The sequence below is a fragment of the Streptomyces sp. NPDC002588 genome (assembly GCF_040295925.1).
Lineage (GTDB): Bacteria > Actinomycetota > Actinomycetes > Streptomycetales > Streptomycetaceae > Streptomyces.
The window spans coordinates 81,841-100,772 of sequence record NZ_JBEOWF010000017.1; the positions used below are offsets into that span (position 1 = coordinate 81,841).

The following is an 18,932-nucleotide window of genomic DNA, read 5'->3' on the forward strand; positions in this document are numbered from 1 at the left end:
GATTTCAGACCAGGGACCCGTACAGGCCGGGGCGGCGGTCCGTCAGGTACGGGTTCGCCTCGCGGGAGGCGGCGAGGGCGACGGGGTCGGCGTCCGCGAACACCAGTTCCTCGCCACGGCCGGCCCGGGCGCGGGCGATCCCGTCGGGACCGGCCAGCGCGGAGAGCCCGACGAACTCGAACTCGCCCTCCGGGCCGACCCGGTTGACGTACGCGACGTACAGCTGGTTCTCGAAGGCACGCACCGGGATCATCGACTCGGCGACGAACTGGAAGGGGTGCATCTGCGCGGTCGGGACGAGCAGCAGGTCCGTGCCGGCCAGGGCATGGGCCCGGACGTTCTCCGGGAACTCGACGTCGTAGCAGATCATGAGGCCGACGGTGAGGCCGTCCAGTTCGGCCTGCACGACGGGCTGCTCGCCGGAGTGGAAGTGGTCGCGCTCGAAGCAGCCGAAGAGGTGGGTCTTGCGATAGTTCGCGAGGCGGCTGCCGTCGGCGGAGATCAGCTGGGCGGAGTTGTACACCGCGTCCCCGACGCGCTCCGGGTAGCCGTACGCGACCGCGAGCCCGTGCCGGGCGGCCAGCTCGGCGATCGCGTCGGCGGAGTCCCCGTCGGCGGACTCGGCGAGGCGGGCGATGCCGTCGCCGATCGCGTACCCGGTGAGGAACATCTCGGGTGCGACGAGGAGTGCGGCGCCCGCGGCGGCGGCCCGGCCCGCGGCCTCGTCGAGGACCTTGAGGTTCTCGACGACGGAGCCGGGGCGGCCGGAGCTCTGGAGCAGGGCGGTGCGCATGCGGGATCCTCACCGGGACGGAAGGGGGTGTGGCCGCCTCGTTTCGGGGGCCCTTCAGACGGTACGGGCGTCCCCGACGGCCGGACAAGCGGGAGCCGTTGCGCTCCGGTAAGCGATTCGTTGCGTACGTCGTCGCGTCCGCGGCGATTCATTGCGTCCCCCTCCCCCGGGCCACCGCCAGCGCCGTCACCAGGTACGGCACGGCGCACAGGGCGAAGACGACGCCGTGCGGGAACGCCGAGCCGAGGGCGCCGTACACGCCGTACACCCCGATGGTCACCACCTCCGTGCCGAGGCCGGCGACCGACGTGAGGGTGGCCCGGCCGGTGCCCTCGATCCGCCGCTGGAGCCGGACGTCGGCCAGCACGGTCGCCAGCTGGAAACCGCCGAAGGCGAGGGCGACGAGGGCGATACCGGCCGGGGTGCCGCTGAGCCCTCCGGCGGCGAGGGCGAGCGCGGAGAGGGTGAGCAGCACGGCGAACCCCCGGCGGCCCAGGCGCTCGGCCGGCCCGGACAGCAGGCTTCCGGCGGTGACACCGGCCCAGATCAGCACCAGCAGGTGGGGGACGCTCGGCTCCGGGACACCGGTCGCCCCGACCAGCAGGGGCGTGTACTCGTCGAGGGCACCCCACACCGCCGTCACGGCGGGGACGAGCAGCAGGGCGCCGCGTACGGAGCGGTCGCGGCGGACTTCGGACAGTCCGGTCCGCAGGGTCGCGGCCCAGCTGTCGCCGTCGCCCGCCGGCCGCCGGTGCTCGGGGAGGCGGGTCGCGGTCGCGGCGCACAGGACGCAGGCCAGCACGCTCGCCGCGCCGACCGCCGGATAGCCGCCGGCCGCGAGGACCGGACCGGCCAGGGCCGTCGCCGCCATCACGGCCGACTGGCCCACCGCATGGGCCCGGCCCATCACCCGGGCGTACCGGTCGGCCGCGCCGAGCAGCTCCAGCTCCTCGTAGACGAGGGCCTCCAGCGCGCCCGAGCCCAGCGCGCCGCGCACGCCCCACAGGACGAAGCCGGCCGCGAAGGCCCAGTACGACGGGAACAGCACCCACAGGGCGAAACCCGCGCCGCCCAGCAGCGGGCCCAGCCACAGCAGCAGCCGCCGGGAGACGGCGTCGGCCCAGGCGCCGGAGGGGACCTCGAGCAGGACGCCGGTCAGCGACCACAGGACGAAGAGGGAGGAGATCCGTCCGACGGACAGTCCGGTGTCGGCGAAGAGCAGCGCGTACACCGGGTAGAGCAGCACGAACTCGTCGAGGAACGCGTACGCGTACAGCGTGGCGGTCAGTCGACGGACGCCGGAGCCGGTCGTGGATCAATGTCGCCAGGTCATGGCTTCGATGGTAGACAGCTCGGGCCCCGCTGCCCAGCGAGAATGCGGGTGATCGACGGACGCAGAACCCGGGATCAGGTCGGCGAGCCCGAGGAGAACCGCCTGAGCAGCGGGGACAGCACCAGGACCGACTTGGTGCGCTCGACGAAGGGCTCCCCGGCGATCCGCTCGAGGACGCGCTCGAAGTGGCGCATGTCGGCCGCGAAGACCTGCGCGACCGCGTCCGCCTCACCGGTGACCGTGGACGCGGCCACCACCTCCTGGTAGCGCTCCAGACCCCGCTGGATGGTCTCCGGGGAGGTGTTGCGCCGGCAGTAGATCTCGACGAACCCCTCGGTCTTCCAGCCGAGGGCCGCCGGGTCGACCCGTACGGTGAAGCCGGTGATGGCCCCGGTCGCCCGCAGCCGGTCCACGCGCCGTTTCACCGCGGGCGCGGACAGGCCGACCAGCTGCCCGATGTCCGCGAAGGAGCGGCGGGCGTCCTCGGCGAGGGCGTGCACGATGCGTTCGTCGAGATCGTTCAGCACGGTGGGTCGTTCACTTCTCGAGCGGGGCGGGTGTGGCGAGTCGGGACCGGCGGTGGCCGTAGAGGAAGTAGAACACGAGCCCGACCGCCGCCCGGACGCACCGGTACCGGCCACAACGGACCCGCACCCGGTGCAGGGCCCACCCGGCGGAGCTACCAGCTGGCGTGCAGGGGCTTGCCCTCGGCGTAACCCGCCGCGCTCTGGATGCCCACGACGGCCTTCTCGGCGAACTCCTCGAGCGAGCCCGCGCCGGCGTACGTGCAGGAGGAGCGGACGCCCGCGATGATCGAGTCGATCAGGTCCTCGACGCCGGGCCGGGCCGGGTCGAGGAACATGCGGGAGGTGGAGATGCCCTCCTCGAACAGGGCCTTGCGGGCCCGGTCGTAGGCGGACTCCTCCGACGTACGGTTGCGGACGGCGCGCGCGGAGGCCATGCCGAAGGACTCCTTGTAGGGGCGGCCGTTCGCGTCCTGCTGGAGGTCGCCCGGCGACTCGTACGTCCCCGCGAACCAGGATCCGATCATCACGTTGGACGCGCCCGCGGCCAGCGCCATCGCGACGTCGCGCGGGTGACGGACGCCGCCGTCGGCCCACACGTGCCTGCCGTACTTCCTCGCCTCGGCCGCGCACTCCAGGACCGCGGAGAACTGCGGCCGGCCGACACCGGTCATCATGCGGGTGGTGCACATGGCGCCGGGGCCCACGCCGACCTTGATGATGTCGGCACCGGCGTCGATCAGGTCCTTGACGCCCGCCGCGGAGACGATGTTGCCCGCCGCGATCGGCACCCCCGGGGCGAGGGAGCGCACGGTACGGATCGCGCCGATCATCGACTCCTGGTGGCCGTGCGCGGTGTCGATGACGAGCGTGTCCACGCCCGCGTCGAGCAGTTGCTTGGCCTTCCCCGCGACATCGCCGTTGATGCCGACGGCGGCGGCGATGCGCAGCCTGCCGCCTGCGTCGGTCGCCGGGGTGTACAGCGTGGCGCGCAGGGCGCCCTTGCGGGTGAGGATGCCGGCGAGCTTGCCGTCCCGGTCGACCGCGGGGGCGTAGCGCCGGTTCGCCCCGTCGAGGCGGTTGAAGGCCTCCCGCGGGTCGATGCCGGCGTCGAGCAGCAGCAGGTCGCGGGACATGACGACCTCGAGCTGGGTGAACCGGTCCACGCCGGTCAGGTCGGCGTCGGTGACGACGCCCACCGGACGGAAGTCCTCGTCGACGACCACGCCCGCGTTGTGCGCGCGCTTCGGCAGCAGCGCCAGGGCGTCCGCGACCGTCTGGTGCGGGGCGAGCACGATCGGGGTGTCGAGGACCAGGTGCCGGCTCTTGACCCAGGTGACGACATCGGTGACGACGTCGATCGGGATGTCCTGCGGGATCACCACGAGCCCGCCGCGCCGGGCCACGGTCTCGGCCATGCGGCGGCCGGCCACGGCGGTCATGTTCGCGACGACCAGCGGGATCGTGGTGCCCGTGCCGTCCGGCGAGGTGAGGTCCACCCCCTGACGCGACCCGACCGCACTGCGGCTCGGCACCATGAAGACGTCGTCGTAGGTGAGGTCGTAGGCGGGCCGGATGTCGTTGAGGAAACGCACGTGCTGCACATCCCAGTCGTCCAGAGGTGACCCCCTGACAGGTCAGCCAGGGGGAAGAGCACGTACTTCATTCTCCCATGACGACCCCGGCACCATGCCCGGACAGAACGTCCAAGCAGCTCAGGGGCCTCTTAGGAGGATCCTCCGAGAGCGAGCACCACCGAGAGCGCCGGCACCTGGTTCACCGCCGAGGAGAACACCTCCTGCGCGATCTCCCACTCCTCCGGCCGGACCTTCGCGTAGTGCCGCCAGTTGCGTACGACGACCAGCACCGGCCCGGACTCCGGCCCCTGGGGAAGGTCGGTGAGGCTGTCGGCGAGCGCGTCCCAGTTGCGGCCGAACCAGTCGGGCAGCTCCAGGTCCCGGACGCAGCGGTCCATCAGCTCGGCCTTCTCGGCGACCCCGTCGAGGTCCAGCGTGAGCACGTGCTCGGTCATCCCGTCACCGTCCTGGGCAAGTCGTGGTTGTGAACGAGCGAGGGGACGGCCGCAGCGACCGCCCCCTCATGACGGCCCGTCAGATCCCGTCCGGGTCGGCCCGGTTGAGGGCCGGCTTCGGCGTCGGACCCGCCGTCATCAGATAGTCGGCCGCGGAGGTGTCCGTCACCAGACTGGTGACGAGCCCGGACCGCAGCACCGCGTCGATCGCGGCCGCCTTGCGCTGCCCGCCCGCGATCGCCACGACCTCGGGCACCCGGCGGAGCTGGTCGGCCTTGACCGTGATGCACCGCTCGCCCAGGTCCCGCCCGACCCGGCGGCCCTCGGCGTCGAAGAGGTGCGCGGACATCTCGGCGGCGACCCCGAGGGAGGCGTAGTGACCCCGCTCCTCGTCGCTGAGCATGTCGTGCACCGTGGAGATGCCGGCCTCCCAGGAGCCGATGGAGACACAGGCGACCGTGACCTTGTCGAAGTACTCGAAGGCCCGGGCGATCCCGGTCTGGTGGCGCAGCGCCGCCGCGGTGGCCGCGTCCGGGAGCAGCATCGGCGCGTAGATGGGGTGCGCGTCACCGCCCGACACCTGGGCGGCGCGGCGGACGGCCTCGACCGAGCCGCGTTCGGCGGTCCCGGCGTCGTACACGCCCGTCAGCTGCACCACCGTGCACGGCGGCAGCCGGTCGAGGGCCGCCGCCATGTGGATGGTGGAGCGGCCCCAGGCCAGGCCCAGGACATCCCCCTCGTTCACCAGTTCGCCGAGCAGGTCGGCGGCCACCTCCCCCAGGTTCTCGGGGTCGGTGCTCTCCTCGGCCTCGGCCGGGGACTCGACCACGACGGCGTGCCTGAGGCCGTAGCGGGCGCGGAGCGCGTCGGAGCGCTCGGCGTCCAGCTCGGCCGGCACGCGGATCTCGATCCGTACGAGATCCCGTTCGAGGGCGGTCTCCAGGACCCTGGCCACCTTGAAGCGGCTGACGCCGAACTCCTCCGCGATCTGGATCTTGGACTTGCCCTCGAGGTAGAAGCGGCGGGCCATGGCCGCCGCCTGCACCAGCTCTGCGGGTCCCATCCGCATGGCTGACCGGCCCGCCGACATACCCGACACGGCGATCTCCTCACTGCTGTTCACACTCTGGATACGCCGTTCATCCTTGCAGATCCGGCGGACTTGATCAGCCCTGATGGGAGCCGTTCACGTAGCTGTGGCCCGGTAGCCGCCTGGCCTGCGTGTTCAGTGGGCTGTCTGCCGGGCGGTACTCGTCCTCCTCAGTGGGCGCACGCCCAGCTCGCCCGGGCCGTGGTCGCCTCGGCCTGGGCGCGCAGGGCGCGGACCGCCTCCGCCGGGTCCTCGGCGCCGTACACCGCCGACCCGGCGACGAACACGTCCGCGCCGGCCTCCGCGCACCGCTCGATCGTCGAGGCCGAGACCCCGCCGTCGACCTGGAGCCACAGCTGAAGGCCGTGCTTGCTGATCAACTCGCGGGTGCGGCGGATCTTCGGGAGCATGATGTCGAGGAACGCCTGGCCCCCGAAGCCCGGTTCGACCGTCATGATCAGCAGCATGTCGAGTTCGGGCAGCAGGTCCTCGTACGGCTCGATGGGCGTCGCGGGCTTGAGCGCCATGGCGGCACGGGCGCCCTTCGCGCGGATCTCGCGGGCGAGCCGCACCGGCGCGGCGGCCGCCTCGACGTGGAAGGTGACGGACGAGGCACCCGCCTCGACGTACTGCGGGGCCCAGCGATCGGGGGCCTCGATCATCAGATGGCAGTCCAGCGGAGTGTCCGTCGCACGGGCCAGGGACTCTACGACCGGCACACCGAGCGTGAGGTTCGGGACGAAATGGTTGTCCATGACGTCGACGTGGAGCCAGTCGGCTCCTTCCACCGCCTTCGCCTCGTCCGCGAGACGAGCGAAGTCGGCGGACAGGATGCTGGGGTTGATCTGCGCGGCCATGCCCCAAGCCTGCCATGCTCCTCGGGGGTTGCGGGCACCGGTCTCCTCCGTCGATCGTGGTGGACGGGGCACACACGGCCCTGGGGGCGGTCATGACCGTGAACACGACCGGGAAACCGGGCATCGCGCACCTCGTCTGCGGACGGCGGGCCAAGTGGCTGGTGCTGGCGTTGTGGCTGGTGGTGCTGTTTCTGATGGCGCCCTTCGCCTCGAAGCTCACCGACGCCCAGGACAACGACGCGGCCTCCTGGCTGCCCGGGTCGGCGGAGTCCACCCAGGTCCTGGAGATCTCGAAGGACTTCCGGCCCGAGCAGATCCCGGCTGTCGTCGTCTACGCCCGTGCCGACGGCCTGACCGTCCAGGACCGTGCGCGGATCACCGCGGACGCGGCACAGGTCAAGCAGCTCACCGACCACGGTATCCGGGGCGCCGAGACCCGCGGCCCGGTCTACGACCGCCGGACCGACCCCCGTGCCGCGCAGATCTACGTCCCGATCACCATGGACGAGAAGGGCTGGGAGCGGATCGCCCCGGCCGTCGACTCGATCCGGGACGTGGTCGGCAAAGGCGGCGCGGGCCTGGCCGTGCACATCACCGGGCCCGGCGGCACCTCGGCCGACTTCTCCAAGGCCTTCGAGGGCATCGACTCGACACTGCTGCTGTCGGCGATGGGCGTGGTCATCGTGATGCTCCTGATCACCTACCGCAGTCCCACCCTCATCCTCGCCCCGCTGCTCGGCGTCGTCGTCGCACTGTTCACGGCCCAGGCGCTGATCTACTTCCTGGCCACGAACGCCGGCCTGACGGTGAACGGCCAGAGCGCCGGCATCCTCACCGTGCTCGTCTTCGGCGCGGGCACCGACTACGCGCTGCTGCTCGTGGCCCGCTACCGGGAGGAACTGCGCCGTCACGAGGACCGCCACGAGGCGATGGCCCTGGCCCTGCACCGGGCGGGCCCGGCGGTGCTGGCCTCGGGCGCCACGGTCGTGCTGAGCATGCTCGTGCTGATGGCCGCCGAGATGAACTCCACGGCCGGCCTCGGCCCGGTGGCCGCCATCGGCGTGGCGGTGGCGCTGGTCGCGATGATCACGCTGTTCCCCGCCCTGCTGGTGATCTGCGGCCGCTGGATCTTCTGGCCGGTGATCCCGCACGTGGGCGCACCGGACCCCAGCAAGAGCGGATTCTGGGCTCGCACGGGCCGCGGCATCGCCGCCCGCCCGCGCATGATCTGGGCCGTGACCGCGCTGGTCCTGGCGGTCTGCTCGCTCGGCCTGATCCAGCTGCGGGCGGAAGGCATCAGCAACGCGGACGCCTTCACCGGCAAACCCGACTCGATCACCGGCCAGGAGGTGTCCGAGGAGTACTTCCCGGCGGGCAGCGGCGACCCGCTGGTGATCGTCTCCGACCAGACCCAGGCCCGCCAGGTCGGCCAGACGGTGGCGGCCACGAAGGGGGTCGTGCCGACGTCCCTCGGCCTCCCGCCCGGCACGAAACCCCTCCACGAGGGCAAGGTGCTGTTCGAGGCGACCATGACCGCGCCCGCGGACAGCGAGGCCGCGAAACAGACCGTGGAGCGGGTCCGGGACGCCGTGCACGCGGTGCCCGACGCCGATGCCCAGGTGGGCGGCGGCACCGCGGCCCTGCTCGACATGGACAGGGCGACCACCCACGACAACCTGCTGATCATCCCGCTGGTCCTGGGCGTGGTCCTGCTGATCCTCTGCGGCCTGCTGCGCGCCCTGGTCGCCCCGCTGCTGCTGGTCGGGACCGTGATCCTGTCCTTCGCGTCGGCACTGGGCCTCAGCGCGCTGGCGTTCCGCCACATCTTCGACTACGCGGGCGAGTCGACGGACTTCCCGCTCTTCGTCTTCGTCTTCCTGGTGGCCCTCGGCATCGACTACAACATCTTCCTGACCACCCGGATCCGCGAGGAGGCGACCCGCCAGGGCACACGAGAGGGCGTGATGACAGGTCTGGCCACGACCGGCGCGGTCATCACCTCCGCGGGCCTGGTGCTCGCGGGCACCTTCGCCGCCCTCGGCACGCTCCCCATGGTCGCCTTCGCCGAGATCGGTTTCGCCGTCGCGCTCGGCGTCCTCCTGGACACCTTCGTCGTACGGTCCGTGCTGGTCCCGGCGCTGTTCCTGGACGTCGGTCCGAAGGTGTGGTGGCCGCACCGGCTGGCCCGGGAGGACGGGTCCGCGGCCACCGCGCAGGAACCGCAGGTCACCCGGTCCGGCGGATGAGCGCCAGATACATGGCGTCGGTGCCGTGCAGATGCGGCCACAGCTGGACGTCGGGCCCGTCGCCGAGCGCCGGCAGGCCCGGCAGCAGCGGACGCGCGTCGAAGAGCTCGGCCTGCGGGAACTGCTTGAGCACGTCCGCGACCACGGCCCGGGTCTCGGCGAGATGCGGCGAGCAGGTGGCGTACGCGACGACACCCCCGACGCGCACCGACTCCAGCGCGGTGCGCAGCAACCCCCGCTGCAACGGCGCGAACCCGTCGAGGTCCTCCGGCCTGCGCCGCCACCGGGCCTCGGGCCGGCGCCGCAGCGCGCCGAGCCCCGTGCACGGCACGTCCATCAGCACGCGGTCGAAGACCCCGGGCCGCCACGGCGGCCGCGTCCCGTCGGCGGCGATCACCTGGTAGGGCCCGGGATTGCCGTCCAGCGCCTTCGCCACGAGACCGGCCCGGTGCGGCTGCTTCTCGGAGGCGAGCAGGGTGGCCCCGCGCTCGGCGGCGAGGGCGGCGAGCAGCGCCGCCTTGCCCCCGGGCCCGGCGCACCCGTCGAGCCACCGCCGGTCCTCGCCCTCGACCGGCGCGTTCGCGAGAGCCAGCGCGACCAGCTGACTGCCCTCGTCCTGCACGCCGGCCCGCCCCTCCCGTACGGCGTCCACGGCCCCCGGCTCCCCGCCCTCGGTGAGCCGCACGGCGTACGGCGACCAGCGCCCGGCGACGGCGGCCTCCTCCCGCAGCAGCTCCCCGGTCGTGGCCCGCCCGGGGCGCGCCACCAGCGTCACCTCGGGCCGCTCGTTGTCGGCCTCGAGCAGTTCCTCGATGCCGGCGCGCCCGCCGCCGAGCGAGTCCCACAGAGCGGAGACGATCCACCGGGGATGCGAGTGCACCACGGCGAGATGGTCCTCGGGATCCTCGTCATAGGGCGGCGCGACCTTCTCCAGCCAGCCGTCGAGATCGTCCTGCGCGACCTTGCGCAGCACGGCGTTGACGAACTTGGCCCGCCCGTCGCCGAGCACCACGCGCGCCAGTTCGACGGAGGCGGACACCGCGGCGTGCGTCGGGATCCGGGTCCCGAGCAGCTGGTGCACCCCGAGGCTGAGCACGTCCAGCACCGGCGGGTCGACCTCTCGCAGCGGCCGGTCCACACAGGCGGCGATGACGGCGTCGTACGTCCCCTGCCGCCGCAGCGTCCCGTAGACCAGCTCGGTCGCCAGCGCCGCGTCCCGCGCGTCGAACTTGTCGGGCCCCTCCTTCTCGCGGGCCTTGCGCAGCAGCGGCGGCAGCACGAGGTTGGCGTAGGCGTCCCGCTCGTCCACGGCCCGCAGCGCCTCGAAGGCGAGGATGCGGACGGGATCCTTCTGGGGCCGACGGTAGGGCTTGCCGGGTTTACGGGGACGGTGGGGCTGCTCGCTCACGAGAAAATGTGCTCCGGATTGCAGGATGGAAGACACCGACAGCGTACGTCGCCCCCGTCGCCGCCAGGACGGGTCCCGGGTGTCCTCCGGGCGGACAGCGCGGCTTCGCGGACCTGCCCGGGGCGCTCACCCGGTCGTCCTCGGCCGGCGCCCTCGGTCGTCGGGGCCGTCGGGAAGGCGGCCGGCTTCGCAGGGCCATGTCGGCCGCCTTGTGGAAGTTCCGACAACGCGGCGAGGTGCCGCATCTGACGCCGCGCGCCCGCCGGGGATCACGGGGGAGCCCTCAGCCGCCGAGGGTCTCCCCGTCGCCGATGCGCACCCCGCGCGCCCAGTCCGCCGCCCGCATCGGCTTCTTGCCCTGGGCCTGCACCCACACCAGTTCCACGGCGTAGGAGCCGGTGCCGGTGTGGACGCTGTTCTTGCCGACGGCGAGCGCGCCGGGCGCGAGGTCGGTCCGCTCGGCGGCCGGCTTCACCTGGATGAGCTTGAGCCGCTCACCGCGGAAGGTGGTCCAGGCGCCGGGAGCCGGGGTGCATCCGCGCACGACGCGGTCGACCCGCAGCGCGGGCGTGGCCCAGTCGACCTGCGCGTCCTCGACGGTGATCTTGGGTGCGAGAGTGATCCCCTCGGCGGGCTGCGGTACGGCCTTCAGCCGGCCGTCCTCGATACCGTCCATGGTCGCCGCGAGCAGCCCGGCGCCGGCGAAGGCGAGCCGGGTGAGCAGGTCACCGCTGGTGTCGGTGGGCCGGACCTCCTCGGTGACGGTGCCGTAGACCGGACCGGAGTCGAGCCCCTCCTCGATCAGGAACGTCGACGCCCCGGTGATCTCGTCCCCCGCCATGACGGCATGCTGTACCGGCGCGGCGCCGCGCCAGGCGGGCAGCAGCGAGAAGTGCAGGTTGACCCAGCCGTGGGCGGGGATGTCGAGGGCGACGCGGGGCAGCAGCGCGCCGTAGGCGACCACGGGACAGCAGTCGGGCGCGATCTGCCTGAGCCGCTCCAGGAACTCCGGTTCCCGGGGCCGGCCGGGCTTCAGCACCTCGATGCCGGCTTCCTCGGCCCGCTGCGCGACCGGAGAAGCCACCAGCCTCCGCCCCCGCCCGGCCGGTGCGTCGGGCCGCGTCACCACGGCGGCCACCTCATGCCGCCCGGAAGCGAGCAGGGCGTCCAGAGCGGGAACGGCGACCTCGGGGGTACCGGCGAAGACGAGCTTCATCAGCGGACGGACCTCTCTGCTGTACGGATACGGCTGAACGGATACGGCGGATGCGGCTGAACGGATGTGGGGCAACGCACAAGTTTATGGGGCGGCGGGAGGCCGGCACGCCGGGGGCGTACGCATATGCCCATACGCCCCCACACCGTGACCAGCGGAGCGAACCCGCGTTGGTCAAGAAAGAGTTGACCTTCTCTTCGTTGACCTTGTCTTCAACGCCGGTTCGAGAGGCTTGTTCATGGCCGACCACGCAACCCACGACGCCCAGGCCCGGGCCAGCCTGCACTTGCTGGTGCGGGACATCGAGCGGGTCCGCCGGCAGGTGGACGCACTGCGCACCCTCACCGCCCAACTGGGCAATGTCTACCGTCCACGCCGCTCCGGCCCCGCCACGGGCTTCGTCGTCTACGGACGCGCCCCCGCCCCGACGGTCCGCCTCGCCCAGGAACTCCGCGACAGCGTCGAGACGCTGGTGACCGCGGCGGTGGACTTCGACCGTTCGCTCGGCTTCTCGTGGGACGCGGTGGGCTCCGCGCTCGGGGTCACCAAGCAGGCGGTCCACCGCCGCTACGGCGCCCGCCGCGCCGCCGCCCAGGCACCCGCCGAGGCAGAACGGGCACCGGAGCCCACCGGCGGCACCCGCACGGTCAGCATGAACACGGGCATCCCCGCCGTCCCCCCGGTCCCCCCGGTCCCCGCTGTCCCCACGGTCCCGACCGTCCCCGCCGCCCGGTCCATGCCGACGCAGCCGACGGCGGGCAGCCCGTCCCTGCGCGAAGAGGCGAGACCGACCGCCTTCCCCGGCCCCCGCAACGGCTGACGCACCCCCCTCACCGTGCCCTCTCGGCCCCTTCCGAGAGGGCGGCCGCACATCCGCGGCGCTCCGCCGACGGGCAGCCCTCCCGGTGACCGGGGACGGTGGCGAGCCGCCGCCGAGGACGCGCCGCCCCTCGTGGGACCGCACCGCCCGCGGCCCCGCCGCGCCCGCACCCCGTCCTCACCCGATGTCCGCCGGATCGATCCGCACCCGCACGGCCTCCTCTCCGCCCCTGGCCATCCGAGCCGCCTGTGCCGCCTTCAGCGCCCCGGCCAGTGCCGCCCCCCGCCCCGGCGGTACCCGGATCAGCGCCCGCTCCCACTGCTCCCCGGGCGGCGGTGCCCCCGGCCGCCGAGGCCGCCCCGGGGACGCGGCCGGTACCGGCACCGGTCCCAGCACCTCCGCCTCCGGGGGCATCTCGACCGCCCCGAGGAACGCGGCCAGCGCCTCCGCCGTACCCGACACCGCCGCCATCCGGGACACTGGCGGGAACCCCAGCTCGGCCCGCTCCGCGAGCTCCCGCAGCGCATGCCCGACGGGATCCCACCGCACCAGCGCCTGCACGGGCCGCAGGGTCGGCTCGGCGACGACGACCACGGTCCCGCCCTTCTCCTGCGGCCGCACCAGCGCGCCGGCCGCGATCCAGCGGCGCAGCGCGTCCTCCCCGGCCCGCAGATCGGGCCGCCCCAGCATGGCCCAGCCGTCCAGCAGCAGCGCCGCCGCGTATCCGCCCTCGGCCACCGGCTCGGCCCCCGGTGTGCTCACCACCAGCGCGGGCGCCCCGGGCACCGTGTCCAGCACATGCTCCCGCCCGGAGGTCCGCACCGGTACGGCGGGAAAGGCCCGCCCGAGCTCCTCGGCGGTCCGCCGCGCACCCACGACCTGGGCCCGCAGCCGGAACGAGCCGCACTCCGGGCAGTGCCAGGCGCCCTCCTCGCGGCCGCACCACCCGCACCGGAGCACGTCGTCGCCTTGCGCCTCCAACGGCCCCGCGCAGTGCCGGCACCGGGCGGCGGCCCGGCACTGCTCACACGCCAGCCGCGGCACGTACCCCCGCCGCGGCACCTGGACGAGCACCGGCCCCTGCCGCAGCCCGTCCCGGACCGTCTGCCAGGCGAGGGTGGGCAGCCGGGCGGCCCGCGCGGCCTCGTCGCGTGCCAGGTCGTGGTCCCCCACGGTCCGCACCAACGGAGCGGCCCGCCGCACCTGCTCCCGAGCGGCGACCAGCGGCCTCGCCCAGCCGCTCTCGACGAGCTGCGCGCCCTCCACCGTGCAGCTCCAGCCTCCCATCAGGAACCCGCAGCCGTCCTGTGCGGCCCGCAGCAGCAGCACCTCGCGGGCATGGGGCTGCGGTGCGTGCTGCTCGCTGTGGCTGTCGTCGCCGTCGTCCCACAGGGCGACCAGACCGAGGTCCCGCACCGGCGCGAACATCGCGGCCCGGGTCCCCACGACCGCCCGCACCGCGCCCCGGCGCACCGCGAGCCACTCCCGGTACCGCTTCTCGGGCCCCGCGTCCGCGGTGAGCAGCGCGTGCCGCCCCTCGCCCAGCAGGGCCGTGAGCGCGGCGTCGGCCCGCGCGGCCGCCCGCCCGTCCGGCAGGACGACGAGCGCCCCACGCCCGGAGGACAGCGTCGCGGCGACGGCCCGCGCCAGCTCCTCGCTCCACTCGGGCCCCGGCAGCGCGTTCCACACGGCGCGCGGGGCGCCGCCGGACGCCAGGGACTCCAGGAACACGCTCCCCCGCTCGTACCGTGCCCAGGAGCCGGGCTCCGGCGGTGGAGGCGGGGGCAGCGGCGCGGGCGAGGGCCGCTGTTCGGCGCGCGCGTTGCGCGGCGGTACGGCGAGCTGGAGCACGTCCGCCAGGCTGCCCGCGTACCGGTCGGCGACGGCCCGCGTCAGGCCCAGCAGCTCGGGGCTCAGCACCGGTTCGGGCGACACGACCTGGGCGAGCGCCGCGAGCGGCCCGGAGTAGTCGGACGCGGCGAGCCGCTCGACGAGGAACCCGTCGATGAGGCCCCCGCCCTCGCGCCGCCCCTCGCGCACCCGGCCCCGCCCGGCCCCGAAGCGCACCCGCACCCGCACTCCCGGCTGTGCGTCGGCGTCCAGCTCGGCCGGGACCGCGTAGTCGAAGTACCGGTCCAGATGGAGCACGCCCTTGTCGACGAGGACCCGCGCGACCGGCAGGTGCCCGGCCAGCGCCGCCCCCCGCCAGGTGCGCGGTTTGGCCCGGGGCTCCTTGGCCTTGCGCACGCTCTCCCGGATCAGCGCGAGCTGCTCCGGAGGCGTGCCCTCGCCGGCCGCGCCCCCGCCCCCCTGCCCGTCCTCGCTGCTCACGACTGCATTCTTCCAAACCCCACTGACAACGCCCCGGCCGCGGAACACGTCGGCGCCGTGACCACGCACGACGACGGCGGCTCCCGGCGCCACTTCGAGGTGGTCCCGGGAGCCGCCGTCACATGCTCTGGCGGTGCTGTGCCCTACAGCCCCGCGGCCTTGCGCAGCGCCTCCACGCGGTCCGTGTTCTCCCACGTGAAGTCGGGCAGCTCACGGCCGAAGTGGCCGTAGGCGGCGGTCTGGGCGTAGATCGGGCGCAGCAGGTCGAGGTCGCGGATGATCGCGGCCGGGCGCAGGTCGAAGACCTCGTCGATGGCCTTCTCGATCTTCTCGGTGTCGATCTTGGCGGTGCCGAAGGTCTCGACGAACAGACCGACCGGCTCGGCCTTGCCGATCGCGTAGGCGACCTGGACCTCGCAGCGCGAGGCGAGACCCGCGGCGACGATGTTCTTCGCGACCCAGCGCATCGCGTACGCGGCCGAGCGGTCCACCTTGGACGGGTCCTTGCCGGAGAAGGCGCCGCCGCCGTGGCGGGCGAAACCGCCGTAGGTGTCGATGATGATCTTGCGGCCGGTGAGGCCGGCGTCGCCCATCGGGCCGCCGATCTCGAAGCGGCCGGTCGGGTTGACCAGCAGGCGGTAGTTCTCGGTGTCGAGCTTGATGCCCTCGTCCAGGAGCGCCTTCAGCTCCGGCTCCACGACGAACTCGCGGATGTCGGGGGCGAGCAGCGAGTCCAGGTCGATGTCGGAGGCGTGCTGCGAGGAGACCACGACCGTGTCGAGGCGGACGGCCTTGTCGCCGTCGTACTCGATGGTGACCTGGGTCTTGCCGTCGGGGCGCAGGTAGGGGATGGTCCCGTTCTTGCGGACGTCCGACAGGCGCTTCGACAGGCGGTGCGCCAAGAAGATCGGCAGCGGCATCAGGGTCGGCGTCTCATCGGAGGCGTAGCCGAACATCAGGCCCTGGTCGCCGGCGCCCTGCTTGTCGAGCTCGTCGACGTCCTCACCCTCGACCCGGGACTCGTACGCCGTGTCGACGCCCTGCGCGATGTCCGGGGACTGCGCTCCGATGGACACCGACACGCCGCAGGAGGCGCCGTCGAAGCCCTTCTTCGAGGAGTCGTAGCCGATCTCGAGGATCTTGTCGCGGACCAGCTGGGGGATCGGCGCGTAGGCCTTGGTGGTGACCTCACCGGCCACGTGCACCAGGCCGGTCGTGATCAGGGTCTCCACGGCGACGCGGGACGTCGGGTCCTCGCGCAGCAGAGCGTCGAGGATGGTGTCGCTGATCTGGTCAGCGATCTTGTCGGGGTGACCCTCGGTCACGGACTCCGAGGTGAAAAGGCGACGGGACACAACGCTCCCTGGGGTTGCAGCGGCTGCTGGCTGATCATTGGCGGACGCGCCGGGAGCTGCGCCCGGAGTCGTCCGGGGACAGTTTATCGGTCGTGCCCCGCCACGGGCCCACCTGTCTCGCCTCTCGGGAGCGCTGTGACCTGCGGCACAGGCATTCTGCCGAATACCGAGCACGCTTGGCCAGGGGCGCCACGCACGAATCGGGCGAGCCGCGGGAGAACGGCGTTGCGCATCAAACAGTCAGGTCAGGCGGGTCGTCACCAGGTCCCACACGATTTCGGCCAAGGCCTCCTTGGGGCCGTGCGGCACCGGGGTCTCGCTGCCGTCGGCGCCCAGGACGAGCGCCTCGTTCTCCTCTGAGCCGAACGTGCGACGCTCCCCCACCTCGTTCACCACCAGCAGATCGCACCCCTTGCGGCGCAGCTTGGCCCGGCCGTTGGCCAGCACGTCGTCGGTCTCGGCGGCGAAGCCGACGACGACCTGGCCGGGGCTGGGCCGATCGGCCGAGATCTCCGCGAGGATGTCCGGATTCCGTACCAGGACGACCGGCTCGGGGTCCTGCCCGTCCTTCTTCTTGATCTTCCCGGTGGCGTAGGTCCCGGGGCGGAAGTCGGCGACGGCGGCCGCCATCACGACCGCGTCGGCGCTCGCCGCCGCCTTGAGGACCGCCTCACGCAGCTGTACGGCCGTACCGACCTGGACGACGTCGACGCCCGCGGGGTCGGGCAGGGCGGTGTTCGCGGTGATCAGGGTGACGCGGGCGCCCCGCGCGGCGGCGGTGCGGGCGAGGGCGTAGCCCTGTTTGCCCGAGGAGCGGTTGCCGAGGAAGCGGACCGGGTCGAGCGGCTCGCGGGTGCCGCCGGCGCTGACCACGACGTGCCTGCCGGTGAGGTCGGGCTCGCGCACTCCCCGGGCCAGGACGCGGCGGCAGACCTCGAAGATCTCGGCGGGATCGGGCAGCCGGCCCTTGCCGGTGTCGACGCCGGTGAGGCGGCCGACGGCGGGCTCGATCACGACCGCGCCGCGGCGGCGCAGAGTCGCCACGTTCTCCTGGGTGGCCGGGTGTTCCCACATCTCGGTGTGCATCGCGGGCGCGAACACGACGGGACAGCGGGCCGTGAGCAGGGTGTTGGTGAGGAGGTCGTCGGCGAGGCCGTGGGCGGCCTTGGCGAGCATGTCGGCGGTGGCCGGGGCGACCACGACCAGGTCGGCGTGCTGGCCGATACGGACGTGCGGGACCTCGTGGACATCGTCCCAGACCTCGGTGGAGACCGGGTTGCCGGACAGCGCGGACCACGTGGCGGCGCCGACGAAGTGCAGCGCGGAGGCGGTGGGGACCACCCGGACGTCGTGGCCGGACTCGGTCAGTCTGCGCAGCAGCTCACAGGCCTTGTAGGCGGCGATGCCACCGCTGACCCCCAGCACGACCTTGGGCTTGTCCACCGTCACTCCCCGCACCGTCACTTCCCGGACCTCGGAAACGTACGACTCCATGACACACCACAGGCCCGGCAGTGCGACTGCCGGGCCTGTGGATGAGTCAACCGCAAACCGTGAACACTACTGCGCGGGGCCTTCGACAGCCTCGGACGTCAGCAGACCCGCGTTGATCTCGCGGAGGGCGATCGAGAGCGGCTTCTCGTGGACGTGGGTGTCGACGAGCGGACCGACGTACTCGAGGAGGCCCTCGCCGAGCTGCGAGTAGTACGCATTGATCTGGCGGGCCCGCTTGGCCGCGTAGATCACGAGGCTGTACTTCGAGTCAGTGGCCTCGAGGAGCTCGTCGATCGGCGGGTTGATGATGCCCTCGGGCGCGGAGATGGAAGAGGACACGCTCTACCTTCCGAAGTGGGATAAAAGATCAGACAACTTGCATCAAGGCTAGCAGCTCACGTGCTACGTCCTCGACAGAGGTGTTGACCAGGGTGATGTCGAACTCGGCCTCGGCGGCCAGCTCGATCCTGGCTGCGTCGAGACGGCGCTCGATGACGTCCTTCGATTCGGTGCCCCGGCCGGTGAGCCGGCGCACGAGTTCCTCCCAGCTCGGCGGGGCCAGGAAGACCAGTTGCGCCTCGGGCATCGACTCACGGACGAGCCGGGCGCCCTGGAGGTCGATCTCCAGCAGCACGGGCTCGCCCCGGTCCAGCCGCTCGATCACGGCGGCGCGCGGCGTGCCGTAGCGGTTGCCCGCGAACTCGGCCCACTCCAGCAGCTCGCCGTTGGCGATCAGCTTGTCCATCTCGTCGTCGGTGACGAAGAAGTAGTGGACCCCGTGCTTCTCACCCGGGCGGGGCTTGCGGGTCGTCGCCGACACCGAGAGCCAGACCTCGGGGTGTTCCTTGCGCATATGAGCGACGACCGTGCTCTTGCCGACCCCTGAGGGGCCGGAGAGCACGGTCAGCCGCGGACGTGCGTCCGGGGGTTCGGGGGTCGTCCCCCGGAGTGTTACAGCCATGCAGCGATTATTCCAGCAATCCCGGAGTGCCCGGGACTCCCTTCCCGGGCGGTGCCGGGGTCAGGAGCCGGTGCTGCCGAACTCACGCTCCAGGGAGGCGATCTGGTTGGAACCGAGACCGCGCACGCGGCGGCTCTCGGAAATGCCGAGTCGCTCCATGATCTGCTTTGCGCGGACCTTGCCCACGCCCGGCAGGGACTCGAGCAGCGCGGAGACCTTCATCTTGCCGATGACGTCGTTCTCCTGGCCCTGCTTGATGACCTCGTGCAGGGAGGCGCCGGAGTGCTTGAGTCGATTCTTGACCTCGGCCCGCTCCCGGCGAGCCGCGGCGGCCTTTTCGAGCGCGGCTGCGCGCTGTTCGGGGGTAAGGGGCGGAAGAGCCACGCCTACGTCACCTCGGATGTCGAACTGTCGGATACGGACCGGTGAGGAACCTAGTCGCCCCACACCTGGGGAGGTACGAGCAACACGC

The 18,932-nt window shown here is 72.7% G+C and carries 17 protein-coding genes; 2 read left to right on the forward strand and 15 right to left on the reverse strand.

Going from position 1 to position 18,932, the window contains the following annotated elements:
- Window positions 1–4: 4 nt before the first annotated feature.
- From ABT057_RS20930 to rpe, 7 genes are all read right to left on the reverse strand, one after another.
- Window positions 5–793: a carbon-nitrogen hydrolase family protein gene (locus tag ABT057_RS20930; protein ID WP_352344579.1), complete on the reverse strand. Its 789-nt coding sequence runs from the start codon at window positions 791–793 to the stop codon at window positions 5–7.
- Window positions 794–941: 148 nt separating this feature from the next.
- The gene (locus ABT057_RS20935; protein ID WP_352344580.1) at window positions 942–2,039 is read right to left on the reverse strand and encodes an MFS transporter; all 1,098 of its coding nucleotides are present in this window, start codon (window positions 2,037–2,039) and stop codon (window positions 942–944) included.
- Between the two features lie 161 nt (window positions 2,040–2,200).
- Window positions 2,201–2,653 (reverse strand): Lrp/AsnC family transcriptional regulator, encoded by a 453-nt coding sequence (locus tag ABT057_RS20940; protein ID WP_352344581.1) that lies wholly within the window; start codon window positions 2,651–2,653, stop codon window positions 2,201–2,203.
- 152 nt (window positions 2,654–2,805) lie between these two features.
- Entirely contained in the window at window positions 2,806–4,245 is a 1,440-nt protein-coding gene (locus tag ABT057_RS20945; RefSeq protein ID WP_352344766.1) for a GuaB1 family IMP dehydrogenase-related protein, read from the reverse strand.
- 131 nt (window positions 4,246–4,376) lie between these two features.
- Entirely contained in the window at window positions 4,377–4,682 is a 306-nt protein-coding gene (locus ABT057_RS20950; protein ID WP_352344582.1) for a barstar family protein, read from the reverse strand.
- 79 nt (window positions 4,683–4,761) lie between these two features.
- Window positions 4,762–5,805 (reverse strand): sugar-binding transcriptional regulator, encoded by a 1,044-nt coding sequence (locus tag ABT057_RS20955; protein WP_352344583.1) that lies wholly within the window; start codon window positions 5,803–5,805, stop codon window positions 4,762–4,764.
- Between the two features lie 137 nt (window positions 5,806–5,942).
- Complete coding sequence (gene rpe, locus ABT057_RS20960; RefSeq protein ID WP_352344584.1) at window positions 5,943–6,629, reverse strand: ribulose-phosphate 3-epimerase; 687 nt, start codon at window positions 6,627–6,629, stop codon at window positions 5,943–5,945.
- A gap of 92 nt (window positions 6,630–6,721) precedes the next feature.
- On the opposite strand from rpe, the gene ABT057_RS20965 reads away from it, so the two are divergent.
- A complete protein-coding gene (locus ABT057_RS20965; RefSeq protein WP_352344585.1) occupies window positions 6,722–8,875 on the forward strand; it encodes an MMPL family transporter in 2,154 nt (717 codons plus the stop codon).
- Here the strand turns inward: ABT057_RS20965 and ABT057_RS20970 are convergent.
- The gene (locus ABT057_RS20970) at window positions 8,856–10,283 is read right to left on the reverse strand and encodes an RsmB/NOP family class I SAM-dependent RNA methyltransferase (RefSeq protein WP_352344586.1); all 1,428 of its coding nucleotides are present in this window, start codon (window positions 10,281–10,283) and stop codon (window positions 8,856–8,858) included. The genes ABT057_RS20965 and ABT057_RS20970 overlap by 20 nt on opposite strands.
- A 283-nt stretch (window positions 10,284–10,566) precedes the next feature.
- Complete coding sequence (fmt, locus tag ABT057_RS20975; RefSeq protein ID WP_352344587.1) at window positions 10,567–11,499, reverse strand: methionyl-tRNA formyltransferase; 933 nt, start codon at window positions 11,497–11,499, stop codon at window positions 10,567–10,569.
- A gap of 238 nt (window positions 11,500–11,737) precedes the next feature.
- Here fmt and ABT057_RS20980 point away from each other — a divergent pair, with 238 nt between their 5' ends.
- Window positions 11,738–12,319, forward strand: coding sequence for a hypothetical protein (locus tag ABT057_RS20980; protein WP_352344588.1), 582 nt, complete (start codon window positions 11,738–11,740; stop codon window positions 12,317–12,319).
- 177 nt (window positions 12,320–12,496) lie between these two features.
- On the opposite strand, the gene ABT057_RS20985 is transcribed toward ABT057_RS20980, so the two are convergent.
- The 6 genes from ABT057_RS20985 to ABT057_RS21010 form a co-directional block, all read right to left on the reverse strand.
- Window positions 12,497–14,650 carry a primosomal protein N' gene (locus ABT057_RS20985; protein WP_352344589.1) on the reverse strand — a complete coding sequence of 718 codons (2,154 nt, stop codon included), beginning with the start codon at window positions 14,648–14,650 and terminating at the stop codon, window positions 12,497–12,499.
- 143 nt (window positions 14,651–14,793) lie between these two features.
- Entirely contained in the window at window positions 14,794–16,005 is a 1,212-nt protein-coding gene (metK, locus tag ABT057_RS20990; protein WP_352344590.1) for a methionine adenosyltransferase, read from the reverse strand.
- A gap of 240 nt (window positions 16,006–16,245) precedes the next feature.
- On the reverse strand, window positions 16,246–17,448 hold the full coding sequence (gene coaBC, locus ABT057_RS20995; protein WP_352344768.1) for a bifunctional phosphopantothenoylcysteine decarboxylase/phosphopantothenate--cysteine ligase CoaBC: 1,203 nt from the start codon (window positions 17,446–17,448) through the stop codon (window positions 16,246–16,248).
- Between the two features lie 117 nt (window positions 17,449–17,565).
- On the reverse strand, window positions 17,566–17,838 hold the full coding sequence (rpoZ, locus tag ABT057_RS21000; RefSeq protein WP_003988945.1) for a DNA-directed RNA polymerase subunit omega: 273 nt from the start codon (window positions 17,836–17,838) through the stop codon (window positions 17,566–17,568).
- Window positions 17,839–17,866: 28 nt separating this feature from the next.
- The gene (gmk, locus tag ABT057_RS21005; RefSeq protein ID WP_352344591.1) at window positions 17,867–18,460 is read right to left on the reverse strand and encodes a guanylate kinase; all 594 of its coding nucleotides are present in this window, start codon (window positions 18,458–18,460) and stop codon (window positions 17,867–17,869) included.
- A gap of 60 nt (window positions 18,461–18,520) precedes the next feature.
- Window positions 18,521–18,844 (reverse strand): integration host factor, encoded by a 324-nt coding sequence (locus tag ABT057_RS21010; protein ID WP_003977346.1) that lies wholly within the window; start codon window positions 18,842–18,844, stop codon window positions 18,521–18,523.
- Window positions 18,845–18,932 lie beyond the last annotated feature (88 nt).

Coding starts and splice junctions, on each gene's coding strand:
- ABT057_RS20930 (WP_352344579.1), bottom strand. CDS start 793: ATGCGCACCGCCCTGCTCCAGAGCTCCGGCCGCCCCGGCTCCGTCGTC.
- ABT057_RS20950 (WP_352344582.1), bottom strand. CDS start 4,682: ATGACCGAGCACGTGCTCACGCTGGACCTCGACGGGGTCGCCGAGAAG.
- rpe (WP_352344584.1), bottom strand. CDS start 6,629: ATGGCCGCGCAGATCAACCCCAGCATCCTGTCCGCCGACTTCGCTCGT.
- ABT057_RS20965 (WP_352344585.1), top strand. CDS start 6,722: ATGACCGTGAACACGACCGGGAAACCGGGCATCGCGCACCTCGTCTGC.
- fmt (WP_352344587.1), bottom strand. CDS start 11,499: ATGAAGCTCGTCTTCGCCGGTACCCCCGAGGTCGCCGTTCCCGCTCTG.
- ABT057_RS20980 (WP_352344588.1), top strand. CDS start 11,738: ATGGCCGACCACGCAACCCACGACGCCCAGGCCCGGGCCAGCCTGCAC.
- gmk (WP_352344591.1), bottom strand. CDS start 18,460: ATGGCTGTAACACTCCGGGGGACGACCCCCGAACCCCCGGACGCACGT.